This window comes from Burkholderia guangdongensis (assembly GCF_013403875.1).
Lineage (GTDB): Bacteria > Pseudomonadota > Gammaproteobacteria > Burkholderiales > Burkholderiaceae > Burkholderia > Burkholderia guangdongensis.
Genome location: NZ_JACBNX010000016.1, coordinates 186,450 through 208,269 on the forward strand (window position 1 = coordinate 186,450; position 21,820 = coordinate 208,269).

17 protein-coding genes are annotated in these 21,820 nt (G+C 61.4%); 15 read left to right on the forward strand and 2 right to left on the reverse strand.

Translation table 11 applies throughout. From position 1 onward, the window contains the following. The first annotated feature begins 27 nt into the window (after window positions 1-27). The 9 genes from HZI36_RS16625 to HZI36_RS16665 all read left to right on the forward strand — a co-directional run bounded on the left by HZI36_RS16625 (window position 28) and on the right by HZI36_RS16665 (window position 10,018). Entirely contained in the window at window positions 28-1,188 is a 1,161-nt protein-coding gene (locus HZI36_RS16625) for a Re/Si-specific NAD(P)(+) transhydrogenase subunit alpha (protein WP_179403809.1), read from the forward strand. Window positions 1,189-1,196: 8 nt separating this feature from the next. Next, window positions 1,197-1,514: an NAD(P) transhydrogenase subunit alpha part 2 gene (locus HZI36_RS16630; protein ID WP_179403739.1), complete on the forward strand. Its 318-nt coding sequence runs from the start codon at window positions 1,197-1,199 to the stop codon at window positions 1,512-1,514. A 5-nt stretch (window positions 1,515-1,519) separates the two neighbouring features. Then, a complete protein-coding gene (locus HZI36_RS16635; RefSeq protein ID WP_179403740.1) occupies window positions 1,520-2,983 on the forward strand; it encodes an NAD(P)(+) transhydrogenase (Re/Si-specific) subunit beta in 1,464 nt (487 codons plus the stop codon). Between the two features lie 315 nt (window positions 2,984-3,298). Further along, entirely contained in the window at window positions 3,299-4,975 is a 1,677-nt protein-coding gene (locus HZI36_RS16640) for an electron transfer flavoprotein-ubiquinone oxidoreductase (RefSeq protein WP_179403741.1), read from the forward strand. 661 nt (window positions 4,976-5,636) lie between these two features. Continuing rightward, window positions 5,637-6,503, forward strand: coding sequence for a branched-chain amino acid ABC transporter permease (locus tag HZI36_RS16645; RefSeq protein ID WP_179403742.1), 867 nt, complete (start codon window positions 5,637-5,639; stop codon window positions 6,501-6,503). A gap of 3 nt (window positions 6,504-6,506) precedes the next feature. Further along, on the forward strand, window positions 6,507-7,505 hold the full coding sequence (locus tag HZI36_RS16650; RefSeq protein ID WP_179403743.1) for a branched-chain amino acid ABC transporter permease: 999 nt from the start codon (window positions 6,507-6,509) through the stop codon (window positions 7,503-7,505). Next, window positions 7,502-8,269, forward strand: a complete 768-nt coding sequence (locus tag HZI36_RS16655; RefSeq protein ID WP_179403744.1) for an ABC transporter ATP-binding protein — start codon at window positions 7,502-7,504, stop codon at window positions 8,267-8,269. Before HZI36_RS16650 ends, HZI36_RS16655 begins: the two co-directional genes overlap by 4 nt. A 2-nt stretch (window positions 8,270-8,271) precedes the next feature. Then, window positions 8,272-8,964 carry an ABC transporter ATP-binding protein gene (locus HZI36_RS16660; RefSeq protein WP_179403745.1) on the forward strand — a complete coding sequence of 231 codons (693 nt, stop codon included), beginning with the start codon at window positions 8,272-8,274 and terminating at the stop codon, window positions 8,962-8,964. Between the two features lie 31 nt (window positions 8,965-8,995). Next, the gene (locus HZI36_RS16665) at window positions 8,996-10,018 is read left to right on the forward strand and encodes an amidohydrolase family protein (RefSeq protein ID WP_179403746.1); all 1,023 of its coding nucleotides are present in this window, start codon (window positions 8,996-8,998) and stop codon (window positions 10,016-10,018) included. A gap of 126 nt (window positions 10,019-10,144) precedes the next feature. On the opposite strand, the gene HZI36_RS16670 is transcribed toward HZI36_RS16665, so the two are convergent. Continuing rightward, window positions 10,145-10,909 (reverse strand): SDR family NAD(P)-dependent oxidoreductase, encoded by a 765-nt coding sequence (locus HZI36_RS16670; protein WP_179403747.1) that lies wholly within the window; start codon window positions 10,907-10,909, stop codon window positions 10,145-10,147. A 183-nt stretch (window positions 10,910-11,092) separates the two neighbouring features. Next, entirely contained in the window at window positions 11,093-12,289 is a 1,197-nt protein-coding gene (locus HZI36_RS16675; protein WP_179403748.1) for an ABC transporter substrate-binding protein, read from the reverse strand. A gap of 434 nt (window positions 12,290-12,723) precedes the next feature. Here HZI36_RS16675 and HZI36_RS16680 point away from each other — a divergent pair, with 434 nt between their 5' ends. From HZI36_RS16680 to HZI36_RS16705, 6 genes are all read left to right on the forward strand, one after another. Continuing rightward, window positions 12,724-14,631, forward strand: a complete 1,908-nt coding sequence (locus tag HZI36_RS16680) for an NAD(P)-dependent oxidoreductase (RefSeq protein ID WP_179403749.1) — start codon at window positions 12,724-12,726, stop codon at window positions 14,629-14,631. A 452-nt stretch (window positions 14,632-15,083) separates the two neighbouring features. Beyond that, window positions 15,084-16,271 (forward strand): iron-containing alcohol dehydrogenase family protein, encoded by a 1,188-nt coding sequence (locus HZI36_RS16685; protein WP_179403750.1) that lies wholly within the window; start codon window positions 15,084-15,086, stop codon window positions 16,269-16,271. 32 nt (window positions 16,272-16,303) lie between these two features. Next, a complete protein-coding gene (locus tag HZI36_RS16690; RefSeq protein ID WP_179403751.1) occupies window positions 16,304-17,284 on the forward strand; it encodes a tripartite tricarboxylate transporter substrate-binding protein in 981 nt (326 codons plus the stop codon). A 99-nt stretch (window positions 17,285-17,383) separates the two neighbouring features. After that, window positions 17,384-18,364, forward strand: coding sequence for a Bug family tripartite tricarboxylate transporter substrate binding protein (locus tag HZI36_RS16695; protein WP_179403752.1), 981 nt, complete (start codon window positions 17,384-17,386; stop codon window positions 18,362-18,364). A 31-nt stretch (window positions 18,365-18,395) separates the two neighbouring features. Further along, window positions 18,396-19,790 carry an MmgE/PrpD family protein gene (locus tag HZI36_RS16700; RefSeq protein ID WP_179403753.1) on the forward strand — a complete coding sequence of 465 codons (1,395 nt, stop codon included), beginning with the start codon at window positions 18,396-18,398 and terminating at the stop codon, window positions 19,788-19,790. A gap of 283 nt (window positions 19,791-20,073) precedes the next feature. Further along, window positions 20,074-21,792, forward strand: coding sequence for a sigma-54 interaction domain-containing protein (locus HZI36_RS16705; RefSeq protein ID WP_179403754.1), 1,719 nt, complete (start codon window positions 20,074-20,076; stop codon window positions 21,790-21,792). The last annotated feature ends 28 nt before the right edge of the window (window positions 21,793-21,820 follow it).

Sequence of the window (21,820 nt, forward strand, 5' to 3'; positions counted from 1 at the left end):
AATCATTTTCGTCAAGGAGCAGAAGTCATGCTGATAGGTGTGCCCGTTGAAACGATACCGGGCGAAGCCCGTGTCGCCGTTACTCCGGAGACGGCCAGGAAACTGAAGGATCAGGGGCACACGGTGCGCGTGGCTTCGGGCGCCGGGCTGGGGGCGAGCTATACCGACGACGCTTATCGGGCCGTCGGTGCGGAGGTCGTCGATCAGGCGACTGCGCTTGGCTGCGAGCTCGTGTTGAAAGTCAGGCCGCCGCTCGAGAGCGAATTCGCCGCTTTCGGCCAGGGTGCGATGCTGGTCGGGATGCTCAATCCGTTCGAGGCAGCCGGTCTCGAACGGCTCGCCAAAGCCGGCATCACCGCGTTCGCGCTCGAGGCCGCGCCGCGAACCACGCGCGCGCAGAGCATGGATGTGCTGTCGAGCCAGGCGAACATCGCGGGCTACAAGGCCGTCATGATCGCCGCGGACCGATATCAGCGCATCTTCCCAATGCTGATGACGGCGGCGGGGACCGTGAAGGCGGCGCGCGTCGTGATTCTCGGCGTCGGGGTGGCCGGGTTGCAGGCCATCGCGACGGCCAAGCGTCTGGGAGCCGTCATCGAAGCGAGCGACGTGCGACCCAGTGTCAAGGAGCAGGTGGAGTCGCTGGGGGCGAAGTTCATCGACGTGCCCTACGAAACGGCGGAAGAAAAAGACGCAGCGGAGGGCGTCGGCGGATACGCGAGGCCGATGCCGGCTTCGTGGCTGCAACGTCAGCAGGTCGAGGTGGCCAAGCGTGTCGCGGCCGCCGATATCGTGATTACCACGGCGCTGATTCCGGGGCGGCCCGCACCGGTGCTGGTGACCGAGGCGATGGTGCAATCGATGAAGCCGGGCTCCGTGATCGTGGATCTCGCCGCGGCCCAGGGCGGCAACTGCCCGTTGACCGAGCCGGGCAGCACTGTGCTCCGACACGGAGTGACGATCGTCGGCGAAACGAACCTGCCCGCGCTGGTCGCCACCGATTCCAGCAACTTTTATGCGCGCAACGTACTCGATTTCCTGAAACTGATTCTGCCGAAGGAAGGCGGCGTGACGATCGATCTCGAGGATGACATCGTCGCCGGCTGCCTGGTCGCCCGGGACGGAATGGTGCTACGCGATCAACCTGCTCCCGTCCGGCCAACGGCGGAAGCTTCGACCACGAACTGAGAATCGCCATGGAAGCTGTCAGCCACATCATCACCAACCTGATCATCTTTGCACTTGCCATATACGTTGGCTATCACGTCGTCTGGAATGTGACGCCCGCACTGCATACGCCGTTGATGGCCGTGACCAACGCGATCTCGGCGATCGTCATCGTCGGCGCGATGCTCGCGGCAGGACTGACATCGAGTGGTCTTGGCAGAACCGCGGGCGTGCTCGCGGTCGCGCTCGCAGCGGTCAACGTGTTTGGGGGCTTCCTCGTCACGCGGCGGATGCTGGAGATGTTCAGGAAAAAAGAAAGAAAGACGACCGAAAAGGCGGAGGCGTAACGATCATGAGCATGAATCTCGTTACCTTGTTGTATTTGCTGGCCAGCATCTGCTTCATTCAGGCGCTGAAGGGGCTGTCTCATCCGACGACGGCCATTCGCGGCAACGTCTTCGGTATGACCGGCATGGCAATCGCCGTACTGACGACCGCGGCGCTGATCGTGAAGCTCGCCGCCACGCCGTCCGGGCTCGGGCTCGTACTGCTCGGCCTGCTCGTGGGGGGAACGGTCGGCGCCCTGATGGCGCATCGCGTGGAAATGACCAAGATGCCGGAACTGGTGGCGTTCATGCACAGCATGATCGGATTGGCCGCCGTCTTCATCGCGGTGGCTGCGGTGACGGAACCCTGGGCATTCGGCATTACGCCTGCCCCTTTGGCCGGTGCCGCGGGCGCGGCGTTGGACGGTCTTTCGCACCCATCGATCCCGGTCGGCAACCGGCTGGAACTCTTCCTCGGTGCGGCGATCGGTGCGATCACGTTCAGCGGGTCCGTGATTGCGTTCGGCAAGCTCAGCGGTAAATACAAGCTGCGCGTGTTCCAGGGCGCGCCGGTCCAGTTCCAGGGGCAGCATTTGCTGAACCTCGTACTGGGACTGGCCACGGTCGCGCTTGGCCTGATGTTCATGGCGACCGGGAGCTGGCCCGTGTTTTTGCTGATGCTGGCGCTCGCGTTCGTGATGGGCGTATTGATCATCATCCCGATCGGCGGCGCAGACATGCCGGTCGTGGTATCGATGCTGAACAGCTACTCCGGCTGGGCGGCCGCGGGCATTGGCTTCTCGCTCAGCAACCCGATGCTGATCATTGCCGGCTCTCTGGTGGGCAGCTCGGGCGCAATTCTGTCCTACATCATGTGCAAGGCGATGAACCGGTCGTTCTTCAACGTGATTCTCGGCGGCTTCGGCGGCGACGCCAATACCGCCGCCGGAGGGACCAAAGAACAACGTCCCGTCAAGAGTGGCAGCGCGGACGATGCCGCGTACATGCTGTCGAACGCGGAATCCGTGATCATTGTTCCGGGGTATGGGCTGGCTGTCGCTCGCGCACAGCATGCGATCAACGAACTGTCTCAGAAGCTCACGGAGAGAGGCGTGACGGTGAAGTACGCGATTCATCCGGTCGCGGGGCGCATGCCGGGGCACATGAACGTGTTGCTCGCGGAGGCGGAAGTGCCGTATGACCAGGTGTTCGAGATGGAAGATATCAACGGCGAATTCTCGCAAGCTGATGTCGCGATCGTGCTCGGCGCCAACGACGTGGTGAACCCGGTCGCGTTGGAAAAGGGCAGTCCGATTTATGGCATGCCGATTCTCGACGCTTACAAGGCTCGTACGGTGATCGTCAACAAGCGCTCGATGGCTGCGGGATACGCGGGGCTCGACAACGAACTGTTCTATATGGACAAGACGATGATGGTCTTCGGCGATGCAAAGAAGGTGGTCGAGGACATGGTGAAAGCAATCGAGTGATGGACCGTCACGTGCAGGTCGTTTTCCGATCCACGTCGAGTCGATGGGGGAAGGATATGTTCGGATCAACGTTGGTGAAAAAGAGTATCGGCGACACATTGCTGACTGCCGAGTTTCGTGTGATTACCGGGCGACTTCGCATATCGTCGAACGGGGTCCTGTCGCACGAGTTTTTTCCGCCTGATTCATGGACGATCGTGGCGGCCAGTGCGGGAGCAAGTCACTGGGGAACGAGGCCGAGCACGATCGATCTTCTGCACGTTCTCGAGCAGTTCGTGACGTGACGCCAATCAGATCGGGTAACTAGGGGCAGTGATGACAAATTCGTCCGACCGGCATAGTGCGGCACCGCAGCGGCGCGAATCCATGGAATACGACGTGGTGATCGTCGGCGGCGGCCCGGCCGGGCTGTCGGCCGCGATCCGGCTCAAGCAGCTCGCCGCGGAGAAAGGCGTCGAGCTCGGCGTGTGCGTGCTCGAGAAGGGTTCGGAGATCGGTGCGCACATTCTGTCCGGCGCGGTGATGGATCCGCGCGCGATCACCGAGCTGATCCCGGACTGGAAGGAGCGCGGCGCGCCGCTGTCCGTCGATGTGACGGAAGACCGCTTCCTGTTCCTGACCGAATCGAGCGCGAAGCAGGTGCCGAACTGGGCGCTGCCGGACAACTTCAAGAATCACGGCAACTACATCGTCAGCCTCGGCAACGTCACGCGCTGGCTCGGGACCATGGCCGAATCGCTCGGCGTCGAGATCTTCCCGGGCTTTCCGGCGGCGGAAATCCTCTACAACGACGACGGCTCGGTGAAAGGCGTCGCGACCGGCAACATGGGGATCGGCAAGGATGGCGAGCCTACCGAGAACTTCCAGCTCGGCATGGAGCTGCACGCGAAGTACACGCTGTTCTGCGAAGGCGCGCGCGGGCATCTGGGCCGTCAGCTGATCGGCAAATTCAAGCTCGACGCGAACGCGGATCCGCAGTCGTACGGGATCGGCATCAAGGAGCTGTGGGAAATCGACCCGGTCAAGCACAAGCCGGGCCTCGTGATCCACACGGCCGGCTGGCCGCTGAAGCCGGATACCTACGGCGGCTCGTTCCTGTATCACCTGGACAACAATCAGGTGGTGGTCGGCTTCGTGGTCGGGCTCGGGTATTCGAATCCGTATCTGTCGCCGTTCGAGGAGTTCCAGCGCTACAAGACCCATCCGGCGATCCGGCCGTTCCTCGAAGGCGGCAAGCGCGTGTCGTACGGCGCGCGCGCGATCACCGCAGGTGGGCTGCTGTCGCTGCCGAAGACGGTGTTCCCGGGCGGCGCGCTGGTCGGCGACGAGGCGGGCTTCTTGAACGCGTCGCGGATCAAGGGCAGCCACGCGGCGATCAAGACCGGGATGCTCGCGGCCGAAGCCGCGTTCGACGCGGTGCAGGCGGGCCGGCACGGCGACGAACTGACGGCATACCCGGACGCGTTCAAGACCTCGTGGCTGCATACCGAGCTGCACCGCGCGCGCAACTTCAAGCAATGGATGAGCAAGGGGCTGTATCTCGGCACGGCGATGGTCGGTCTCGAGCAGAAGCTCTTAGGCGGCAACGTGCCGTGGACGCTGCATCACCAGCATGCGGACCACGAGATGCTGAAGCCGGCGTCGCAGTACGAGCCGATCGAGTATCCGAAGCCGGACGGCAAGCTGACGTTCGACCGGCTGTCGTCGGTGTTCATCTCGAACACGAACCACGAGGAGAACCAGCCGGCGCACCTGACGCTGAAGGATCCGAACGTGCCGGTGAACGTCAACCTGCGCAAGTACGCGGGGCCGGAGGCGCGCTTCTGCCCGGCGGCGGTCTACGAGTTCGTGAAGAACGACGACGGCAGCGACCGTCTGCAAATCAACGCGCAGAACTGCGTGCACTGCAAGACCTGCGACATCAAGGATCCGACGCAGAACATCGTGTGGGTCACGCCGGAAGGCGGCGGGCCGAATTATCCAAACATGTAGCGCACGTTCGAGACTCGATTCCCCGCGAGGCGAGATTGGCTTTCGGCTTGGGGTAATCCCGCTATCCGAGGACATGCTTCGCCGTGCGCCGATGGAGTCGTCGGAATGGACATCTGTCTTTTTCAAGGACACATCGGCGTGACGCGCTAACTGCGCTTTCGCGCGCACTTCGACTCCGTTGATCATCGAAGGTCCTTTGTCACCGGCGTATGCCGGGAGACCTCGTGGATATGGGCCGACGCCGGTTCGTTTCGCGGTCTCATTCACCCGTTCGCGCGCCGTACCGGCCGCGCCGATCACCGGCCACATGCTGGCACGGGCATTGCATTATTGGTGCGTACTTGACGCGCCGCCGGAGGGTTGCGAATTCAAGCACAGGGCCGATGCCACGTGGCGTCGCGGATGATTCGTCGTTCGCGCAGATAGCTGGCGGCATTCGAGGCCGATCGATAGCGGTAGAAAGAAAACAGGAGACACACGATGCACCACCTTCCACTTTCCACAACAACACACTGCGACTCGGCTGACGAGCCGGGCGACGTTCGGTGCGTAAGGCCGTCAATGACTGGTCTTTCGATTGCCTGAACACCATCCCGAACGTTGACGGCCGATCGTTCGGCACGTCGTCTATCCCAACGCTCGAAAGAGAGGTATCAAGGTCATGGAAGGCTTGATTTCGGCTGGTGTCATCGGCCTGAGTCTGGGCACCCAGTATGCGCTGATCAGCATCGGGTTTACGCTCATTTTCGGCATCATGGGCGTCGTGAATTTCGCTCATGGTGGTTTTTATATCCTCGGCGGATACATCGCCTATTCTCTGTCCCAGTCCATGGGCGTGCCGTTTGCCGCGGCCGTGCTGATCGCGGCATTGGCTACGGGCGTGATCGGATATCTGGTGGAGGTCCTGGTGGTGGAGAGGAATGTCTCCGACCATTTGGCGACGATGCTGATGACGTTGGGCATCTATCAGATCATCACGACCGGCATGACGGTCACCTATGGGGCCGAGCCGATGAATTTTCCGTTCCCGGTGACGGGTTCGCTGAATGGGCCCGGCTTCTACATCCCCTACGCGAACCTGATCGTTTTCGGCGTATGCGCGCTGGCGATCGGCAGCGTTTACTACCTCGTCTTCAAGACTCGATACGGTATCGCCTTGCGCGCGATGGCGGATGACAGTGCGGTGGCACGCGCGCAGGGGATTCGTCCCGCACGCATGTTCCCTCTTGCATTCGCGATAGCAACGGCCCTTGCGGGACTCACCGGTGCACTGGTCACGCCGATTCTGGCGTTGGAACCCTCCAGTGGAGATTCCGTGCTCGGCCGAGCGTTCATCGTTGTCGTCATGGGCGGACTGGGAAGTGTCGGCGGCGCCACGATTGCCGCATTCGTCGTAGGACTCGTGGAGGCGTATGCCAGTGTCTACCTTGGCGGTTCCCAGGGCGCACTGGTGCTGTTCGTGATTGTGATGCTGATCCTCTTGGTGCGCCCGCAGGGGCTGTTTGGTACCGTTACGCGCAAGGCTTGAACTATGAAAATGACCAATCGTCGCCGCGATTTCATGCTCGACATATCGGGCGTGGCGGTGCTGCTACTGCTTCTCGTCGTACCGTTCTCGTCGACAGACCCGTTCATGTATTCGCTGGCCAGTCAGTCCGCGATTGGCGTCTGTGCCGCGCTCGGCATCTACATCATGTTGCGGCTGGGCCTCTTGTCGTTCGCGGCGCCGTCTTTCATGGCGCTCGGCGGATATGCCGCCGCAATTGCCGCGAATGCGGGGACGACGAACCTCGTTCTGCTGATGCTGATCAGTGCCATTGTGCCGGCGCTTGTGGCTCTGCCGCTGGGGGCACTGGTATTGCGACTCAAAGGCGTGTACTTCATTTTCATCACGTTCGTCTTCAATGAAATTCTGCAGATCGTCATATTCGAAACGCCGACATTGACCGGCGGTCCGAATGGGATCACGGGGGTGCCGCCCGCGTTGTTCTTCGGCATGGGTGCGACTTCGCCATCGACGATGGTCGTCGTCACTGTCGCGATCTGCATCGTTTCCGCGCTGTTCACGCTTGGCATCACGCACGTCCTCAGACCAGAGTTTTCGTCGATCGAGGAAAACGAAACGCTCGCAGAAAGCCTCGGTGTCGCGCCGTGGAAATATCGCACCATCGGTTTCATTTCGTCCGCCGCCGTCTCGGGGCTCGCAGGCTTCGCGCTGGTCAACATGCTGTCGACCGCACATCCGAGCTCGTTCACCACATGGTCGGTGAACAACTACATCGCCTACGTTTTTATCGGCGGACGCGGGACGCTGCTTGGTGTGGTGGTCGGCAGTCTCCTTCTCATCACGATGAACGACGTATTCAGTAGCTATGCTCAATTGTCGTCAGGACTGTTCGGGCTGCTGCTCGTCATTGTGATGATGGTCGCTCCGGGCGGTATCGTTGGAACGATAACGAAGGTCTTTGACAGACTGAAGGAGCGCCATCGCGGGGTACTTCAACCACGTATCGAGGATCGCCGAGCATGAGTTCGCCTATTGATATTTCCAAGCGCGGCACCGAAGCGTCCGCGTCGATGACGTTGCGAGTCGACGCGATCACGAAGCGATTCGGCGGACTACGCGTATTCGAAGGCATTTCGTTCGAAGTGGCTGCGGGCGAAGTGCTTGGCGTGATCGGCCCGAACGGTGCGGGCAAGACCACGCTGATCAATGTCATGAGCGGCATGCTGCCGCCGACGTCGGGACGCATTCTGCTCGGTGAGCAGGCCATCTCCGGCATGCGTTTCTACAACGTCGCTCGCCTCGGTGTCGCGCGCAGTTTCCAGCAGACCAACACGTTCAAGAGTGGGACCGTCGAGGAGAATTTGTTTCGCGCGCAGCGTTTCGCCACCTCCGACGTTCGGGCGGATCTCGGTATCGAGGGCCTGCTGGAGGAGTTCGGTCTTGCGCAACACCTGCGCGAGCCCAGCGACAAGCTGCCGTATGGGCTTCAAAAGATGCTTGGCCTCGTGATGGTGCTGGCTTCGCGGCCGCGCTTTTTGCTCCTGGATGAGCCGGCCGCGGGTCTCGAGGCGCGCGAGCGCCCTCAGGTGGACCGCTTCATCGAACATGCCCGAAACGTGCTGGGCTGCGGGGTTCTGATCGTGGAGCACGATATGGACATGGTCAAGCGACTGTGCCCGCGCATCGTCGTGCTCGAGGCGGGGCGGTTGCTTGCGGAGGGTACGCCGAGCGACGTGCTCTCTCGCCGTGATGTCATCGAGGCCTATCTGGGCGTGAGTGAGGATTGAAAATGCTGAGTATCGAGAAGCTGGTCGTTCGTTATGGCGGCATTGTTGCCCTTCGGGAAGTGTCGATCGAGGTGAATGAGGGCGAAACCGTGCTGTTGGTCGGTGCGAACGGGGCCGGAAAGTCGAGCCTGATCAATGCTGTCGCCGGTCTCGTTCCGGCGGTATCAGGTCAGATTCGTTTGGCTGGTAAGGACCTCACGGGCGTATCGTGCCCGGCTCGGGCACGTCTCGGAATTGGATATTCGCCCGAAGGGCGCCGGATATTCCGTTCTCTGACCGTGAGGGAAAACATCCTCGCGGGCACGCTTGGTATTTCGAAGGCTCAGGCGCAGGCGAACCTCGAGTGGATGGAGCGAACGTTTCCGTTGCTCGCCGAACGCGCCGATCAACCGGCCAACCAGCTTAGCGGCGGGCAGCAGCAGGTCGTTGCCCTGGCTCGCGCGGCCAGTACGCTGCCCAAATTGCTGCTTCTCGATGAACCGTTTCTGGGTTTGGCACCGGTGTGGATCGAGCGCATCAGCGAGTCGATTCGGGAACTGCAGCGTCGCGGCACGACGATTTTGATGGCTGAACAGATGGCGCGTCCGGCGCTGAAACTGGTAGACCGCGCATACGTCATGCGTGGTGGCGAGGTTCGGCGCAGCGGCACGGTCGACGAGATTCGCGATGCCGCGCTAGCCGAGGAATATCTTTGAATTCAATTTCGTATAAAGAGAAGGTGATGCAATGACGAACATGTTTCCGTATCCTCAACTCAAGGCCGGGCGCGATGAGCCGATCATCGATCCTGACCTGCCGATCATCGACTCTGCTCATCATCTGTTTGACCGACCGGCATTGCGCTACATGTTCGAGGACTACCTCGAGGACGTGAAGGCCGGCCATCGGATCGTCGCCTCCGTGTATGTGGAGACGCTGGCCTTCGCGCGAAAGGATGGCCCTGAAGTGCTGCGGCCGCTCGGCGAGGTCGAGTTCGCGAATGGTGTTGCGGCGATGAGCGCGAGCGGCGCTTATGGCGATTGTCGCGTATGCGCTGCGATCGTGGGTAATGCAGACCTGCGATTCGGTGCGTCGGTGGCCGAATTGCTCGACCGGTCGCTCGAGGTCGCGCCCGAGCGATTCAGGGGCGTTCGGCAGATAACGATCGAGGATCCGAGCGATGCGCCGTTCCGCTATGTCACGAACCGGCCGGCGCCCGGAATCATGAAATCCGCTGGATTTCGTGCAGGCTTTCAAGAGGTGGCGGCTCGTGGCCTGACGTTTGATGCCGCGGTGTTTCATCATCAGATGGCCGATGTTTGCGAGCTTGCCGACGCGTTTCCCGACACCCTGATCATACTCAATCATCTGGGGCAGGCGATGGGCATGGATATGGACGCCGACGGCCGCGCTCGCGTGTTCGCGCACTGGCGAGATTCGGTTCGCGAGGTCGCGCGCCGTCAAAACGTGCTGTGCAAGATCGGCGGCTTGGGATTGCCGTTCTGGGGATTCGGTTTTGAGAAACGGGTGGACACGGTCGGCTATCTGGAACTCGCCAATGCGTGGGGACCCTATGTCGAGACCGTCATCGATGTCTTCGGTGTGGACCGCTGCATGATGGAAAGCAACTATCCGCCCGATGGCCGCTCGTGCGGATTCGTGCCGATGTGGAACGCGCTGAAGCACATCGTCCGGGGCGCATCGGCGCAGGAAAAGACGGCACTTTTCCACGACACTGCGGCTCGGGTTTATCGCATCGACCTGTCATGAAAGAGGCGTAGCGCCGAGGACGTGAGCGGGGGGGAAACCTCTCGTTGCCTGCAGACCGGCGAGAAGACCGTGAACTCGGCCTTCCGCCGGTCGCCGGTACATCCGGCTGTCGGAGGGGAGACGTTCTTAGTGAGATGGAATACCGGCGGTGGATCCACCGTCCACGGGCATGACGATACCGGTGACAAAACTGGCGTCTTCCGACAGCAGAAATGCAATTGCGGCTGCAACCTCTTCGGGCTCGCCCTCTCGACCGATTGGATGAGCGTCGCGGATGCGTTTTTCGTTTTCCGGATCCTCGAACATAACGGCGGTCATCGGCGTACGAATCATCCCAGGCGCCACGGCATTCACGCGGATGCCGTACGGCGCGAGTTCCAGTGCCATCGTATGCGTGATGCCCGAGACCCCGAATTTCGACGCCGCGTAGGCGAGGCGGTTAGGCACGCCGCGGATGCCGGCACCCGACGACACGTTGACGATTGCCGCAGGTGTTTTCGCTTCCGTCGCGACGCGGGCGAATGCCTGGCAAACGTTGAACGTGCCGTCCAGATTCACCGACAGCACCCGACGCCACGCGTCCGGATCAAAATCCAGCACGTTGCCCACACCGCGAATGCCGGCGGAGTTCACGAGACCGTGAAGCGCGCCGAAACGCCGAGCGGCGTCCGTCACGAAAGCGATCACCTGGTCGCGATTCGACACGTCGACCGCGACGCCGTAGACTCGCTCGCTCGATCCGAACTCCGACACGACTTTGTCGACGTCGTCCTTGCGTACGTCGGCCGCGACGATCGATGCGCCCTCCTCGAACAGACGTCGGACACACGCTGCGCCAATCCCGCTTCCGGCGCCTGTCACGAGGATCGTTTTTCCTTCAAAACGCTTCATGTCACTATTCCCTTTTCATATCCAGGCCATCACGTGCGGTCGTGCAAGGCAGCCGAGACGCACGGATTGACCATTCGCTCCTGTTGACCCGCCTTGCCGTGATGAGTAAAAGATTGGTCGAAGATCGAGCGATACCGTGCAGGTACCGCGCGACCTTCGACGGTCAACCGCGAAATCCAAGGTTTACGGCGTCGCCGGTTCCGACGCAATTGCGACTCGGCGATCCTTCTGTCTCTTGCCGTTCGCGATCATGCCCATCCCGATCGGGAACGCGAGTTGTTGATTGACGCTGTACTGAGCCTTGCCACGCCAGCCCCCTTTGCCGAGGTAGCGGGATTCCGGTGCCATCTCGCGCAACGCCGCCGCGATTTTTTCGCCATCCTGATCGGTTCCGGCACGTGAGATCGCACGCAGAAGCTGCTCGGCGGCGAGCGCGGACGGATAGAACAGCGTGTTTTCCGGTGCCTTCGACTTCATCACGCGCTCGTAATCGGCATTCAGGCGCTGAATGCCGGGGTCGTCCATCGGCGCAAGTTCGAGCCAGTAGAACGCCTTCTGTGCGGATGTATCGCCGACGGTGTTGAGCACGACCTCGGCACCGCTGCCGAGATCCCCGAACGCACCGGTGTAGCCGGCGCCAAGCATTTGCTTGACGAGAATCCCGGCTTCGCCCGGCGGCATTGGCCCCAATTCGACCGATTCGGGCGACATGCTCATCAGGCGGGCGACGATGGGGGCGAAGTTCGTGGTGCCGCGTTGATAAAATTCGAGCGACGCCTTGGCGCCGGCTTTTTCGTATTCCTGGGCCAGCGCTTTGCCTGCATCGGTGCCGCCTTGATCGTTCGGTGCAAGAACGATCACCTTGTTGAACTTGAACTCGTCCCGCGCGGTTTTGACGACAGATGCGCCCCAGACCGGCGGTGTGAGAGAAACGGCGAAGGCCAACGGATACTGCGGATTGATCACATCCTTAGCGTAGGAATGCGCGAAATTCACGATGCCATATCGCTTGGCAATGGGCTTGAACCCGGCCAGCTCGACTGACGGAACCGGGCCGACTGCCGCGTGAACGCCCTGGCTGGCGAAATAGTTTGCGGCGGCAGCGCCGCCCGCAGCGGTCGATTGAGAGTCGTAGCTCGTCGACACGACCTTGCACTTGCGGTTGCCTACCTGCAAGCCGCCATTGGCGTTGGTATATGCGGCCTCGAACTCGACGGCCGCTTTCTCGGCCAATCCCCACGACGACCCGCCGCCGCTCATCGGGCCGAGCGCACCGATTTTGACTTCGCAGGATTGCGCTGCTGCGGGCGAGCAGATCGACCAGGATGCAGCGAGCGTCGCCACACACGCCGCTGCTTTGGCAGTTTTCCAATGTTTCACCGTCAACGTCTCCTTCCGATAGTTATCAATGGGCGCAAATTCGGGAATGGCGCCACTTCACCCGAGCGCCCGGATTGCCCGTATAAAACGTAGCGCCGGGTGCGGCAAAAAAGATGAGTCCTTCGATCGGGACGAAAACGGATATCGGCTTGTCAGTCCCGCGCAGAACGGATCTGAGGATAGTTAAGCAATTGGGATGCCAACAACACTGCGATGCGTTGCAGGTCGACATGGAGGCGGTGCGTGTGTCCAAGCCTCATTCAACCGTCGCCGATACGGACAACTGTGTTTCCTGAAGACATGCGTGTGTGGGTTGCCGAACTCGATCCCCGGAATGTCGCCGTGGCCGAGTATGTGGACGGCCAACGCAAACACCGCTAATCGCCATGTCGAGATACGGCCGGAATGGTTCCGACACGTCGTGTGATCTGCGGATGAAGCTGGTACGGAATCTGCAGGTAGTCCGCTGCTTATGGAATGAAACGGCAGGACGGCATTTTTTGGAAAAGGGGCTGTACATGAAAGTCGGGTATATCGGTTTAGGGGCGATGGGCGCACCGCTCGCGCAGAGGCTCATCGGCGCGTACGAGCTCTGCGTGTGGGATATCAATACTGCGGCCGTCGCCGAGTTCGAGAAGCTCGGTGCCAGCGTCGCGCCGTCTGCAGCTGAACTGGCACGTCGCTGCGACGTCGTGATGCTGTGTCTGCCGCGCACGGAGAATGTGCGTCAGGTGATCTTCGGGCCGGAAGGACTTGCGCAAGGGCTGACGCCGGGAAAGATCGTCATCGATCAGACGAGCGGTGTGCCGGAGCAAACCCGGGACATCGCCCGCGAGCTCGATGCGCGCGGCGTTGCCATGATCGACGCGCCGGTGGCGGGCGGCGTTGCTGCCGCGCATGCGGGCAAGGTAACGATCATGGTCTCTGGTCCGGAAAGCGCGTATGAGACGGTGTCGCCGATCCTTGATGCAATCAGTTCGAACGTCTTCCGATGCGGGGAGCGGGTGGGCGACGGGCAGGCAATCAAGCTGGTCAACAACGTGATGAACGCGGCATGCCGCCTTGCCACGCTGGAAATCGTCGCGATGGGCAGAAAGTCGGGGCTGGCGCTCACGACCTTGACCGACTTGCTCAACAAAAGCACGGCTCGGAACCGCATCACTCAGACCATGCTGCCGGCGATCGTCGAAGGCAGGGCTGCAACGAATTTCGCGCTTCCGCTGATGGTGAAGGATGTCCGTCAGGCCATCGAGCTCGGAATGGATGCCGGTGCGCCGATGCCTGTCTCGAGCATTACGCTCGGCTTGCTGCAGACGGGCGTCAATACGTTGGGCCAGGATGCCCGGCTCGAAGATGTCATCAAGGTCGTCGAATCGATGGCGGGCACGCGGCTCCGTGATGATGCGATGCCAGCGTCTGTGCCGGCGTCGACTGCGAATGCCGCAACTTCGGACGAACCGACCGTCGGCTACGTCGGGCTAGGGGCGATGGGCGCGGCGTTGGCGCGGCGTCTGATGAAGACCCGAAAGGTGCAGGTATTCGATGTGCGGCCCGAGATCGTACGCGAGCTCGAAGCCGATGGCGCCGTTGCGGCGCCGGATTTGCGTTCGCTGGCGCGCGACTGCGACATCATCATGCTTTGCGTGCCCGACTCGACAGTGGTCAGCCAGGTTCTTTTCGGAAAGGGTGGGTTGGCGGAAGGTCTTACCGCCGGCAAGGTCGTCGTCGACCAAACGACCGGCGATCCGTCCGCTACGCGCCGCATGGCGGAGGAACTCAGGGCGCTGGGCGTCGAGCTGGTGGATGCGCCCGTTTCAGGCGGTCCCAGCGGGGCGGAGGCAGGCACCGTGGCGATCATGTGCAGCGGGGCGCAGGACGCGTGCGCCCGGGTGCGGCCGCTTCTCGAATCCATCAGTCCGAACGTGGTGTATTGCGGCGACACCGGCTATGGCCATATCGCGAAGCTGGTCAAGAACGCGATCGGTGCCTGCAATCGGCTGATTGCGTATGAAGCTTTGGCGATGGGTATCAAAAGCGGCCTGAAACTGCGGGACATGGAAAAGGTGATCAACAGCGGTTCAGGATGGAGCGCGACGTTCGAGCGCGTCGTTCCGGTACTCGCGGCGGGTGGCCGGTCGGCGACCTTGCGACTCGAGCTCATGGTGAAGGACCTTCGGCTTGCATGCGAGGTCGCAATGAATTGCGGCGCGCCGATGTTGATCGCAAATGCGGTACGAAACGCGGTCGAGGCGGGAGCGAACGAGCTGGGGGGAGATGCGAATATCGATGCGCTCGCAAGGTTGTTCGAAGCGCGGGCCGGGATCACATTTGCCGCTTCATGACCGGAACGCGTATCGGAGTCGGGCCTAACACGAAGCGGCTGGTCCGGCTTCGGCCGCAGCGATATGCCACGTCGGGCATGCACGCCGCGTTGGAACTGCCCGACCCGCACGTGTCGAACGGCGGCGGACACATCGATGATCACTGACTGCCAGTCGCAACGGTTTCTCCTGTTCCGGCGATCACGCTGCGATGGTCGGAACCGGCGACATCGTCATCGGTACCGGCGAGACCGATTTCAAGCTGAGCGTGCAATTCCGCACTGGACGGTGCTGTAGCGGCGATCAAAGCACGACGGACGCCGCGTGTAGTCGCCGGGGACACGAATCGGGCGGGCCGTCGCTGGTGTGGACATATTGCCGGGCTCATAAGCGGCAACGTTCCTGCGACAGGCATGGCACGTCAATTGCAAGTCGATGGACGACATCGTTCCAGGCTTTCGAGCATACAGACAATGAATCAGACCTCTCCATCCACCTCCTTTCAACACATTGCCCCGGAATTGCGACTTTACTGCGGTGACGAAAGCCTCGCTGCATTGGCCAAGGAGATCAAGCGCAGTGGTTGTCAGCGTGCAGTGGTCGTCAGCGGTCGGTCGGTGGGCTCTTCCAATGCAATGCAGCAGCTGCGCGATACGCTCGGGGCCGTGCTGGTCGGCGAGTCGCAGACGGTTCGGCCGAATAGTCCGGTGCGCGCCGTAGAAGAAGCGGCTCGCGCGCTGAGCGCCCTCGACGCAGATGCCGTGATTGCCGTGGGCGGAGGGTCGGCCGCCGTCACGGCGCGTGCAGCAAGCATCCTGCTCGCGGAGAAGCGACCTGCGCACGAGCTTTGCACTCGGAGGCTCTCGAACGGAGAGTTCGACAGCCCGCGGCTTGCGGCTCCAAAGCTTGCGCAATTCGTCGTGCCGACCACGCCCAGTACAGCGTTCGTCAAGGCGGGAAGCGCCGTGCACGACGACGAGACGGGACAGCGGCTTGCGTTGTTCGATCCGAAGACGCGGGCAAAGGCAATTTTTCTTCATCCGGGATTTCTTGGCACCGCCCCGGCGACGCTCGTCGAAGGCGCAACGCTCAACACGCTCTCCACTGCAATCGAGGCACTGGAGTCGCCGCGCTGCGACCTCGTATCCGAGGCGATGCTCACCCAAGCGCTGCGGCTCGTCGCGCGCCACATCGACCGCATGTCGCCTGAAGACGTCACCGCTCGTGAACGTCTGGCGGTTGCCGCCGTCCTTTGCGGGCGGGGTACCGAGCAGTCGGGCGGTGGGCTTTCGTCGGTACTGGCGCACGCGATCGGCCATCGAAGCAACGTGTCGAATGGGATCATCAATGCGATCGTGCTGCCGCAAACGATGCGTTTCAACAGCCCGGCAACGCAATATACGACCGGGCGCATTGCCGACAGCCTATGGCTTCCGCTGGCTGCCGACTCGGCACAACGGTATGCGATGCCGGCGGTCGAGCTCCTGGAGCGTCTGCTGGCGAAGCTGGACATTCCCCGACGGCTTCGCGACGTCGGCGTGACCGGAGACGATCTGGATCCGATCGCGGAAGCGGCGATGCAGGACTGGTTCATCAAGCGCAGCCCCCGTCGGGTGACGAACGTCGCCGATTTGCGGGGCATCCTCGACGCAGCGTGGTAGCAAATAAAAATCTCGGAGAGGGGGGGCTTCTCGTGAAGCACGCATTTTTTTGCCGTCGATTTGTGGCGGGCGCATTCGTCTTTTTCAGCGCAGCGTCCGCTTCGGCATCCGACCAGTTTCCGAGCAGGCCGGTGCATATCGTGGTCGCGATGGCGCCTGGCGGCATGGTGGACACTGTCACGCGTTTGCTGGCTGCAAAGCTGGGTCAGAGCCTGGGGCAGCCGGTGATTATCGAAAATCGTGGCGGCGGAGGTGGATTGGTCGGCATCCGCTATGTGAAGGACGCACGACCGGACGGATACACGCTGCTGGCAACTTCTGCGGATACGATCGGCCTCCAGTCGGCAGTCAGGCGTGATCCGGGCTTCGTTCTCCGCAAGGACTTCACGGGAGTTGGGCCGATGGTCGAATCACCGCTTCTGCTCGACGTCGGAGCCAGCCAGCCATTCAAGACCTTCGGCGAATTGACCGCGTACGCGAAGGCGAATCCGGACAAGCTGTCCTACGGATCGGGAGGCGTGGGGAGTGCGACTCACTTTGCTGCGGCCGCATTCCTGCAGCGGACCGCGTTGAAGATGATGCACGTTCCATTCAAGGGCAATGGGGAAGCGCTGCCTGAAGTGATGAGTGGACGGATCTCCGTCATCTTCGACGCGCCAGTCAGCAGTTCTCCCTATCTAAAGGCAGGGAAGATGAGAGCGTTGGCCGTGACGTCCCCGAAGCGCCTCGCCGCGCTTCCAGACGTGCCGACGGTCGCCGAGACCGGTTATCCCAACTACAGCTACGTTCTATATCAAGGCCTGATGGCGCCGGCCGGTACGCCGCCCGCCGTCATTCAACGCCTGTCGGCAGCGTTGCAGGCGGCGGTTTCGGATAAGGCGCTGGCGGAGCGCCTTTGGAGCTACGGGCTCGAACCGGTGACGATGTCACCAACGGAGTTCACGGATCTCCTGTTGAAAAACGAAGCCGAGAAAGCAAAGCTTGCCGCATATGTGGGAATGCCAAAGCAGTAACTGACGTGGCCTGCAAGCAGGTCAAGAACGTCGCCGATGTGCGCGGCGTCCTCGACTCAGCGTGGTAGGAAATCAAAGTCCTGGAGAAAGGATCTTCTCATGAAGCATGCATTTTTTTGCCGTCGATGGGTGGCGGGCGCATTCGTCCTTTTCAGCGCAGCGTCCGCTTCGGCGTCCGACCAGTTTCCGACCAAGCCATTGCATATCGTGGTCGCGACGGCGCCTGGCGGCTTGGCGGACACGGTCACGCGTTTGCTGGCTCCAAAGCTGGGTCAGAGTCTGGGGCAGCCGGTGATTATCGAAAATCGCGGTGGCGGAGGTGGATTGGTCGGCATCCGCTATGTGAAGGACGCCCAGCCGGACGGATACACGCTACTGGCCACTTCCGCAGATACGATCGGCCTCCAGTCTGCCGTCAAGCGTGATCCCGGTTTCGTTCTCCGCAAGGATTTCACGGGAGTGGGGCCGTCGGTCGCATCACCGCTTCTGATCGAAGTCGGAGCCAGCCAGCCATTCAAGACCTTCGGCGAACTGACCGCGTACGCGAAGGCGAATCCGGACAAGCTGTCCTACGGATCCGCAGGCGTGGGGAGTACGACTCACCTTGCTACGGCCGCGTTCCTGCAGCAGAGCGCGTTGAAGATGATGCACGTTCCGTTCAAGGGCAATGGGGAAGCGCTACCTGAAGTGATGAGTGGACGCATTTCCGTCATCTTCGACGCGCTGATCAGTAGTTCTCCCTATCTGCAGGCAGGGAAGATGAGAGCGTTGGCCGTGACGTCCCCGAAGCGTCTCGCCGCATTGCCGGACGTGCCGACGGTCGCCGAGGCCGGTTATCCGAACTACAGCTACGTTCTTTATCAAGGTCTGATGGCGCCGGCCGGTACGCCGCCCGCCGTCGTTCAACGCCTGTCGGCAGCGTTGCAAGCGGCGCTTTCGGATAAGGCACTGGCGGAGCGCCTTCGGAGTTATGGGCTCGAGCCGGTGACGATGTCACCAAGGGAATTCACGGATCTCCTGTTGAAAAACGAAGCCGAGAAAACAAAGCTTGCCGCATACGTGGGCATGCCAAAGCAGTAACTTGCACAATGAAATTTTGAGGAGTTGATTCATGGCGTCATATACGCGTCAATTGGCCGAATTTGCAGCAGGATTCAAACTGGCTGACGTTCCAGAGGACGTACGCAATCGAGCAAAGCTGATCATTCTCGATGGTCTCGGATGCGGGTTGTTTGGCGCAAGTCTCGAGTGGACCCGAATCCTGGCCGGCGTGGTCCGCAAGCTCGAGCCCGACGGCGGGCGGGCATCGGTGTGGGGTCGTGGCGAAACGGCGTCTGCTGTGAACGCGGCGTTGCTCAACGGCACGATGATTCAAGGCTACGAACTGGACGATGCGAATCCGGCGTCCATCCACAGCTGTGCTGCCGTCTTGCCGGCGGCCCTCGCGGCGGCCGAATTTGTCGGCACTGACAAAGTCGATGGCGAAACCCTCCTGACCGCGATCATTGCCGGCTTCGAAGTCGGTCCTCGCGTGGGTCTCTGCATGAACGGCAATAAGATGCTGGTCCGGGGCTGGCATACTCCCGGCATCTTCGGACCGTTTCCGGCCGCAGTGGCGGCCGGCATCGTCCTCGGTCTCGATGGCGAGCAGACGTACCACGCACTGGGCATCGCCGGCGCCCAGGCATCGGGCATCATGGCTGCCCAGTTCGGCTCGATGGTCAAGCGCATGCTGTCCGCGAAGGCAGCGCAAAGCGGGCTTTATTCGGCCTTGTTGGCCGCGGACGGATTTACCGGCATCGAGGACGTGTTCGAGGAAACCTATGGCGGGTATTGCACCACGTTCACACAGACTGCCGACCAGTTCGACTTGTCGGCGCTGACCAGCGAGCTCGGCACGCGGTGGGAGACGATGCGGATTTCGATCAAGCGTCACGCGGCAGTCGGCACGAATCTGTCCGCATTGGACGCGATCGAGGAGCTCATGGACGAAACGGGCCTTACCGCGACGGACGTCGAGCGAATCACCGTGCGCATGACCGAAGATGCGGTCCGCCATTCCTTCTGGACGCCATACGTTCCCAACGGTCTTACCGCCGCGCAGATGCACCTCGGTTTCTGTATCGGTATGAAGCTCATCGACGGTGAGGTATTCGTCGATCAGATGATCGAGGAGAACGTCGGCCGGCCGGATCTCGTCGAATTCGCGAAGCGTGTCGATGTGGTTCGAAGCGAAGAGCGCGAGCGAAAGGGCCGACCGTTTGCACGGGGTGCCGATGTCGAGATCGTGCTGACGAACGGAAAGACGTTGAGCAAGACTGTCGACAACTTTCTGGGAAGTTATCAGCGTCCGATGAGCGACGAGCAGATGGCGACGAAGTTTCGACGGCTCGCGTCGAAAGCGCTGCCCGCCGAGCAGGTGGCACAGCTCGAGACCGCCGTGCGCGGGCTGGAACGTGCTGGCAAGGCGACCGATCTGCTTCGGCTTCTGCAGACGCCGCTATGACGAATCAAGAGCCGCTCGTTCGATGATGCGCACGAGCAGCGGTGGGTCGAACAATACGTAAGACGATTAAGTGATTTTCCTCATGCGTCCCGCGCCGGCGGCGAGGAGCGACGGTACGGGCGGGTGCCACTGTGACGCGTAAAGGTTGATGAGCCGAATCGACAGGTGCTGTCGATTCGACCCACTAATCATTGTGTTTCGTGGTGGTAGGCTGTGTCCGCGGTGAAGACAGACCGATAAAAAAACAGTTCAACGATCGCCACGGAGACATAGGGATATCACCATGGAGACACTCGATTTGGCCAGACCTGGTGTGGCGGCGGCATCACTACGTGGTGTATTGATTCTTGCTGCCGACGGAAAGGAGCTGATGGCGACTGGCATCGCGGAACAGCGAGAAATGGCGACGAGAATCGTCGCGGGGTGGCATGAGGCAAGGCGTCGACAGCAACGCCTGTTTTCGGTTGAAGGTCCCGATTCTTCGCCGGTCGTGATCGTCGTTCTGCCGGCCACGGATGCGACGATACTGGTCGCTCTGCTTAGAGAGGGGCGCGACGCGCTTTTCGAATTCGTCGGCTCCGTCGATTTCGCGAGCGACATCCTGAGCCACTTTCTCACGAATCCATTCGAGGCGCTGACGGTCGTCGACCGCGAGGGGGTACTGCGGTATATCAGCCCAGTCCATGAGCGCTTCTTCGGAATGAAGCCCGGTAGCGGCGTTGGCCGTCACGTGTCGGAAGTCATCGAAAATACCCGGCTTGACAAGGTGGCATCGACCGGCAAAGCGGAGATCGGCGCAATTCAGGAAATGCGGGGTGTAGCGCGGGTCGTGACGCGGCACCCGATCAAGAATATCCGCGGAGAGACGGTTGGCGCGATTGGGCAGGTGATGTTCAAAGGTCCCGAGCAATTGCAGTCGTTCTCGACCGAGCTGACAAAATTGAAGTCCGAGGTCGCGTACTACAGGCGAGAGCTGAAGGATATGAAAAATCGCAGCTACGGCCTCGACCAGATCGTCGGGGAGAGCCAGGCGATGCAACGCCTGAAGCAGCAAATTGTGAAGGTCGCGCCGCTCGACGTGCCGGTCCTGCTGACGGGAGAAAGCGGAACCGGCAAGGAGCTGGCGGCTCATGCGATTCACAAGTTGAGCGATAGGCGTGAGGGTAATCTCATCATGGTCAATGCCGCGGCTTTGCCGTCGACGCTGGTCGAGAGTGAGCTGTTCGGGTACGAGGGCGGGTCGTTCACGGGCGCCGAGCGCAAGGGCCGGCGCGGCAAGGTCGAACAGGCCGACGCCGGGAGCCTGTTCTTCGACGAGGTGGGCGACATGCCTGCCGACGTGCAGGTCAAGTTGTTGCGCGTGTTGCAGGACGGGTCGTTTCAGCGCGTCGGCGGAACTGAAGCACGACATTCCAACTTCCGTCTGATCAGCGCAAGTAACCGGAACTTCGAAGCGATGATCGCTGATGGTACCTTTCGGCTCGATCTGTTCTATCGAATCGGTGCCGTGGTCATTCGGCTACCGGCGCTGCGCGAGCGCCTCGACGATATCCCGCCGCTCGCGGATCTGGCGCTGAGCCAGTTTGCGGAGCGGCATGGACAGCGACCGAAGCGACTGTCGGATCAGGCGCTGACCTACCTCCAAGCCCAATCGTGGCCGGGTAACGTGCGGCAGCTGATGCATACGGTCGAACGGGCGGCCATTTTTAGCGATACCGACATCATCGACGTGACTGACTTCGGCGTCATCGATTTGGCAGATGCGAGTCCCTCAGTGACGGTGGCTGCGCGGGAATTGTCGAGTCAGTCATCGCAATTGCCGTCGCTTGGGCATTCGGAAACCATGCGCGTGAGCAGTGCAGTGGAGCAGGTCGAGGAGCAACTCATCCGGAAGGCTATGACGCAATACGGTGGAAACAAGAAGCGGGTGGCTTCCAGCTTGGGGATCTCGCGATCGTACCTCTACAAGCGGCTTGCGCAGATGGGGCTGGGCACTTCTTGACGGAGGGTGCTCGACGAGCCGGGCAACG